The 6,756-nt window shown below is 66.2% G+C and carries 5 protein-coding genes; 1 reads left to right on the top strand and 4 read right to left on the bottom strand.

Annotated elements, in window-relative coordinates:
• Window positions 1-186 precede the first annotated feature (186 nt).
• The 4 genes from AC07XP_RS31800 to AC07XP_RS31785 form a co-directional block, all read right to left on the bottom strand.
• Complete coding sequence (locus AC07XP_RS31800; protein WP_495266906.1) at window positions 187-525, bottom strand: hypothetical protein; 339 nt, start codon at window positions 523-525, stop codon at window positions 187-189.
• A gap of 113 nt (window positions 526-638) precedes the next feature.
• Window positions 639-2,492 (bottom strand): phosphoenolpyruvate carboxykinase (GTP), encoded by a 1,854-nt coding sequence (locus AC07XP_RS31795; protein WP_139703565.1) that lies wholly within the window; start codon window positions 2,490-2,492, stop codon window positions 639-641.
• A 151-nt stretch (window positions 2,493-2,643) separates the two neighbouring features.
• Complete coding sequence (locus AC07XP_RS31790; RefSeq protein ID WP_169805104.1) at window positions 2,644-2,796, bottom strand: hypothetical protein; 153 nt, start codon at window positions 2,794-2,796, stop codon at window positions 2,644-2,646.
• Between the two features lie 121 nt (window positions 2,797-2,917).
• Window positions 2,918-4,117, bottom strand: coding sequence for a threonine ammonia-lyase (locus tag AC07XP_RS31785; RefSeq protein WP_169805105.1), 1,200 nt, complete (start codon window positions 4,115-4,117; stop codon window positions 2,918-2,920).
• A gap of 116 nt (window positions 4,118-4,233) precedes the next feature.
• Between AC07XP_RS31785 and AC07XP_RS31780 the strand changes: the two genes are divergently transcribed.
• Window positions 4,234-6,558 carry an ATP-binding protein gene (locus AC07XP_RS31780; protein ID WP_495266905.1) on the top strand — a complete coding sequence of 775 codons (2,325 nt, stop codon included), beginning with the start codon at window positions 4,234-4,236 and terminating at the stop codon, window positions 6,556-6,558.
• The last annotated feature ends 198 nt before the right edge of the window (window positions 6,559-6,756 follow it).

Genomic DNA, 6,756 nt, shown 5'->3' with positions numbered 1-6,756 from the left:
GTGAAAGTAGGTCATCGTCAGGCTCTTACAGCCCAGAAAACCCCAGTCAGCAATGACTGGGGTTTTTTGCTTTGCGCAAAGCAAGGACAAAGAGCTCGCAAAGCACGGGCAAGCAGATAGACAGACAAAGAAAAAGCGCCAACTCGAACGAGAAGGCGCATTTTTATTGCAGCGAACATCCGCCAATCAGGCGTTGCGAACTCCCAAAGCATCGGACTGTGCTGCGCCAACTGCAATCAGCTCCGACAACAGGTCTCCCGTCAGATCGACCAGCGACGCATCGGCAAAGAATCGAGCCCGGATCAGCTCGAAATACGGCGTCCCAGCTAGCCACGCATCCGACTCAGCGTGTGGCACCGCGTGCAGCTCCAGAAGCTTGAACTTCATCAGCACCTTCATCGCATGGCGTGCGTGCTTCACTGGGTCGCGCTCCAAGCCAGCTAAACGCTTGCGCGCCGTCTGCAACGCGCGCTCGACATCGGCGAAAACGCCGCCATGCCCTGGAATCACCTGCCGCGGCGACAATTGACCTGCGTCCAAAACAAAAAAAAGCCCGATGAGATGAACTCATCGGGCTTTCTATTGGGCCTTCAAAACCCGCACTTCGCAGGCTTCATGAGCCCGCGAGAAGAGCTTACTTAAGCCGCCAGCCGCTGCTCAATCGCAGCCTTCGTCTCCGGCAGTTCCTTCGGCAGATGGTGCGCCAACTGCTGGAACAGCTCCGTGTGCAGCTTCAGCTCAGCCTGCCAGGCCGCCTTGTCGATGCTCGTGACGGTAGCGAACTGCTCGGCGCTGAAATCCAGGCCAGTCCAGTTCAGATCTTCATAACGCGGGCTCACGCCGGTGATGTGCTCGACACCTTCCGTCGCCTTGCCTTCCACGCGGTCGATCATCCACTTCAGCACGCGCATGTTCTCGCCGTAGCCTGGCCAGACGAACTTGCCGTCCGCGCCCTTGCGGAACCAGTTGGTCGTGTAGATCTTCGGCAGCTGGGCGCCCGAGGCTTGCAGCTTCTTGCCCAGGTCGAGCCAGTGCTGGAAGTAGTCGCTCATGTTGTAGCCCATGAACGGCAGCATGGCGAACGGATCGCGGCGCACCACGCCCTGCTGGCCGGCGGCCGCAGCGGTGGTTTCCGAGCCCATCGTGGCGGCCATATAGACGCCTTCGACCCAGTTGCGGGCTTCGGTGACCAGCGGCACGGTCGTCGAACGGCGGCCGCCGAAGATGAAGGCGTCGATCTTCACGCCCTTCGGATCGTCCCAGGCTTCGTCGAGCGCGGGGTTGTTGGTGGCGGCGACGGTGAAGCGCGCGTTCGGGTGGGCGGCCTTGGCGCCGGTTTCCTTGGCGATCTGCGGAGTCCACTCCTTGCCTTGCCAGTCGATGCAATGCGCGGGCGCGTCGCCCATGCCTTCCCACCAGACGTCGCCGTCGTCGGTCAGCGCCACGTTCGTGAAGATCACGTCACGGTGCAGGCTGGCCATGCAGTTCGGGTTGGTCAGGTCGTTGGTGCCCGGGGCCACGCCGAAGTAGCCGGCTTCGGGGTTGATGGCGCGCAGCGTGCCGTCGGCTTGCGGCTTGATCCAGGCGATGTCGTCACCGATGGTCGTGACCTTCCAGCCGTCGAAGCCCGCCGGCGGGATCAGCATCGCGAAGTTGGTCTTGCCGCAGGCGCTCGGGAAGGCGGCGGCCACGTGGTGCTTCTTGCCTTCAGGGCTGGTCACGCCGAGGATCAGCATGTGCTCGGCCAGCCAGCCTTCGTCGCGGCCCATGTTCGAGGCGATGCGCAGCGCGAAGCACTTCTTGCCCAGCAGCGCGTTGCCGCCGTAGCCCGAGCCATAGCTCCAGATCTCGCGCGTTTCGGGGTAGTGAACGATGTACTTGGTGGTGTTGCAGGGCCAGGTCACGTCCTTCTGGCCGGCCTCGAGCGGTGCGCCCACGGTGTGGACGCACGGCACGAACTCGCCATCGGTGCCCAGCACTTCGTACACGGCCTTGCCCATGCGGGTCATGATGCGCATGTTGACGGCCACGTAGGGGCTGTCGGACAGCTCGATGCCGATGTGCGCAATGGGCGAGCCCAGCGGACCCATGCTGAACGGCACCACGTACATGGTGCGGCCTTTCATGCAGCCGTCGAACAGGGGCTGCAGCGTCGCGCGCATTTCGGCCGGGGCCATCCAGTTGTTGGTGGGGCCGGCGTTTTCCTTCTGTGCGGAGCAGATGAAGGTGCGGTCTTCGACGCGTGCCACGTCGCTCGGATCGGACATCGCGAGGAACGAGCCCGGGCGCTTGGCGGGGTTCAGTTTCTTGAAGGTGCCGGCGTCGACCAGTTGCTGGCAGAGGCGGTCGTATTCTTCCTTGCTGCCGTCGCACCAGTGGATGGCGTCGGGTTTGCACAGCGCGGCCATCTCGGCCACCCAGGCGATCAGCTTGGCGTTCTTGACGTATGAGGGCGCCTGAATGGGAAGGCCCTTCATCGTGGGTGCGTTCATCGGAAATCTCCTAAGTTGAAAAATCGTCTTTCCGAACGGGGCGCCGCGCCTGACCAGGCACGGAGGTCCGTTTGAGAAAACGTTTCGCTTCGGGAGATTGCGTCAACGCGGGCCGCACAGCCCGCGGACAAAAGCGCGAAAGCCTGTCAGTTCAGGCGAGAAAAACGGCGATCGACGCCAGCAGCAGCATCAGCACGCCGCCAGCCAGCGGGAGCACGAGCGGCATCAGGTGAACGACCGATTCGACGGCGTCATGTTCGGCGGCGGCAGCGTGGCCGTGCTCGGCGGGGGTGGGATGGGACATCGGGAAATACCTCGAATACGCAAATGACAACGCATCAAATGCAGTCAACCGCAAATGACAAAACTCCCGCCATTTTACCGGCGAGGCGCCGTCAGCGGGTCTAGGGGGTTGCGAGGAGCCCTCAGTGCTGCTCCACCGCTTCGAAACCGGCGTCTTTCAGGGCACTCAACACGCTCGCCAGGTGGGCTCGGCCGCGCGTTTGCAGCACCAGCTCGACGTCGACATTCTGCGCCGCCAGCATGGTGAAGGCGCGCTGGTGGTGCACCTCGTCGACGTTAGCGCCCGCTTCGGCCACAGTGGCCGTGATCTGGGCCAGCGAGCCCGGCACGTCGCGCGCGCTGACGCGCACCCGGGCGAGCCGCCCGGCGCGCACCATGCCACGCTCGATGATGGCCGCGAGCAGCAGCGGATCGATGTTGCCGCCCGACAGCACCAGGCCCACGCGCTTGCCGCGAAAGCGTTCCGGGTGGCGGATCAGCGCCGCCAGGCCGGCCGCGCCCGCGCCTTCGACCAGGGTCTTTTCGATCTCCAGCAGCATCAGCACGCCCTGCTCGATGTCGCCTTCGTCCACCAGCAGCAGGTCGTCGACCTTGGCGGCGATGATCTCCCGCGTCAGCACGCCGGGCGTGCCGACCGCGATGCCTTCGGCGATCGTGCTCGTGCCCTGCGCGTGGTGCGTGCCCTTGACGGCATTCACCATCGCCGGAAAGCGCTGCGTCTGCACGCCGACGATCTCGATGCCGGGCTTGATCTCGCGCGCCGCGACGGCCATGCCGGCGATGAGCCCGCCGCCGCCGACTGCCACCACCAGCGTGTCGAGGTCGGGCACGGCGTCGAGCATCTCGAGCGCGATCGTGCCCTGGCCGGCAATGATGGCTTCGTCGTCGTACGGGTGCACGAAGGTCAGGCCTTCGCGCTCGGCCAGTGCCAGCGCATGGGCGCGCGCCGCGTCGAGCGTGTCGCCGTGCAGCACCACCTCGGCGCCGAAGCCGCGCGTGCGCTCGATCTTCACGCCGGGCGTGAAGCGCGGCATCACGATGAGTGCGCGCAGGCCCAGCCGCTGCGCGTGATAAGCCACACCCTGCGCATGGTTGCCGGCCGACATGGCGATCACGCCGCGCGTGCCGCCTTCGGACAGATCGACCAGCTTGTTGCACGCTCCGCGCTCCTTGAAGGAGGACGTGAACTGCAGGTTCTCGAACTTGAGGAACACCTGCGCACCCACGATTTCAGAGAGCGTGCGCGACTCCACGCAGGGCGTGTTGAGCACCTGGCCCTGCAGGCGCGCCGCGGCGCGACGGATAGCTTCGATTCCGACCATGGCGCGCATTGTGGCTGGAATCCAGCGGATCAGGGTTTTTACTCTTTCGGCGTCTTCCCGAAGCCAAAAGTCTGCGTTATGGTCGCTCCAAGTATTTCCTCGCAGGAGGTTGCCTGATGGTCAAGCGTGCGGGTGTCGATGTGGTGGCTGCTGCGGTGCGCGGGCAGGCCTTGCCTTCGCCCGGCCTCAAGGAAGCACCGGTGCTCGAGCTCATGTGCTCGCACTTCGTGCTCACGCTCGCCGCCAAGCAGGGGCCGCGCTTCAATGTGCGGCGCGATATCAACGGATTGCTCTCGCTCACCGGGCGTCACCTCGTGTGGCCCGCCGCGGTGCTGCAGCGATTGCGCGAGTTCCTGGGCCGCCGCTGTGCGGGCAACGAAGCGTGGAAGGGCGTCGAAGATTTCGACGGCCGCACGCTGCTCGAACGCCACGGCGTGTGGCGCGGCCCGTATGAAGAAGGCACGCTGTTCTTCTACCTCGACGAGTACGCGAAAGACCAGCCCAAAGACCTGCTCTCGGTGCTGGCCGTCACGCGCGACTGGCTCACGCACGCGCTGCGCAAGCAGTCGACGCTGGTCGAGAAGAACATCGATGCGCTCGCGGGCCTCTTGCAACTCAACAAGGCCGAGCGCGCGCTGCTGCTGTACGGCACGCTCGCGCGCTACCAGCGCGACCTGCGCTCGCTGCTGGTCGAGTTCAAGGTCAACAACGCGCCCGAGGCCTACGCCGCCATCGCCGACATCGCGGGCGTCAACGCGAGCGAAGTGGGCGAGGCGCTGCGCGCGGGCTCGCGGCTGGAGCGCATCGGCCTCGTCGAGAACCTCATCTCCGAGCACAACATCACCGACCTCGCCGACCTCATGAAGGTCAGCGAGAAGCTGCCGCCCGTGCTGATGCGCGAGTACCGCGACCACAACGAGCTGATGGCCGTGTTCACGCGGCCCTCGGCCAAGAGCGCGCTCACGCCGCACGACTTCTCCTTCGTGCAGGAAGACGCACAGATGCTCGTCACGCTGCTGCGCGCGGCCGTCGCGCGCAAGGAGCCCGGCGTCAACGTGCTGCTTTACGGCCCACCCGGCACCGGCAAGACCGAGCTGGCCAAGGTGGTCGCGCAGGCCGCGGGCCTTGAGCTCTTCGAGGTCGAGTACGCCGACCGCGACGGCAACTCGCTCAGCGGCCGTGACCGCTACCGCTCGCTGCAGATCGCGCAGGTCTTCCTCAAGGGCAGCGCGCAGGCCGCGCTGTTGTTCGACGAGGTCGAAGATGTGTTCCCGCCCATCAGCACCGAGGCCGCGCAGTTCATGGCGCGCGCCGAGCAGGTCCCCGCGCCCGCCAGCGGCAGCGTGAGCGGCAAGGCCTGGGTCAACCAGATCCTCGAGGCCAACCCCGTGCCCACGCTGTGGGTCACCAACCGCATCGAGCAGATCGATCCCGCCTTCCGCCGCCGCTTCGCCTACCACCTGGAGCTCAAGTCGCCGCCGCCCGGCGCGCGCGAGCAGCTCGTGAAGAAGACGCTCGAAGGCGTGGTCGTGTCCGAGGCCTTCACCGCCAAGCTGGCCGAGCGCAAGGGCCTCACGCCCGCACAGATCCGCACCGCCGTGCGCTTTGCCGGCCTGGCGAAGACCGACGAGGCTTCGGTCGAGGCCCTCATCGAGCGCCAGCTGCGCAACGCCGACCTCGCACTCGGCACGCTCGACAAGAGCCCGGCCGAGCGCCGCAGCGTCACCTCCTACGACCTGGACATGCTCCATGTCGAAACCCGCTTCGAGATCCCGCGCATCGTCGAGGCGTTGAAGGCGCGCGGCCACGGCACGCTGTGCTTCTACGGCGCGCCCGGCACCGGCAAGACCGCGCTGGCCGAGCACATCGCCAAGGCCGTGGGCCGCCCGCTCATCGTCAAGCAGGCCAGCGACCTCATGAGCAAGTACGTCGGTGAGACCGAGCAGAACATGGCCGCCATGTTCAAGGAGGCCGAGTCCGAGAAGGCCGTGCTGCTGCTCGACGAGGCCGATTCGTTCCTGCAGGACCGGCGCGGCGCGCAGCGTACCTACGAGGTCACCGAGGTCAACGAGATGCTGCAGGGCATGGAGCGCTTTCGCGGCGTGTTCGTGTGCACCACCAACCTGCTCGACCGGCTCGACCAGGCGGCGCTGCGGCGCTTCACCTTCAAGATCAAGTTCATGCCGCTCACCGCGGCCCAGCGTGAGCGCATGTTCGTCACCGAGGCGCTTGCGGGCGACGCGGCCCTGCTCACCGGCGAGGTGCGCGCGCGCCTGGCGCTGCTGTCGCAGCTGTGCCCGGGCGATTTCGCGGCCGTGAAGCGGCAGACCGACATCCTCGCGGCCGAGTTCTCGGCGGCGGAGTTTCTCGAACAGCTCGAAGCCGAGCACCGCATCAAGCCCGAGGTGCGCGAATCGCGCGGCATGGGCTTCATCCAGTAGCGGGCGAGCGTCCCGCCCCCGCGCCCCGAACAAAAACCGATCAGCACTGTCCGTCACCGCGGACGCCAGGAGGACCCGATGGCCTTTCGCAATGCACACGCGTCGCGGCGCTCGCGGGCCCTGGCCGCCACCGCCGGCGCGATGGCGCTCGCCCTGGCCGGCCTGCTGACGGGGTGTGGCGGAGGCGGCGGGGGAGGA

It is taken from the genome of Variovorax sp. GW531-E2 (assembly GCF_059423125.1).
The sequence above is the reverse complement of the archived record's forward strand: the minus strand, read 5'-3'. Positions and strand labels throughout refer to the sequence as shown.

Bases quoted from the DNA above. Each gene is read 5' to 3' on its own strand.
- AC07XP_RS31795 (WP_139703565.1), bottom strand. From the start codon at position 2,492: ATGAACGCACCCACGATGAAGGGCCTTCCCATTCAGGCGCCCTCATAC.
- AC07XP_RS31790 (WP_169805104.1), bottom strand. From the start codon at position 2,796: ATGTCCCATCCCACCCCCGCCGAGCACGGCCACGCTGCCGCCGCCGAA.
- AC07XP_RS31785 (WP_169805105.1), bottom strand. From the start codon at position 4,117: ATGGTCGGAATCGAAGCTATCCGTCGCGCCGCGGCGCGCCTGCAGGGC.
- AC07XP_RS31780 (WP_495266905.1), top strand. From the start codon at position 4,234: ATGGTCAAGCGTGCGGGTGTCGATGTGGTGGCTGCTGCGGTGCGCGGG.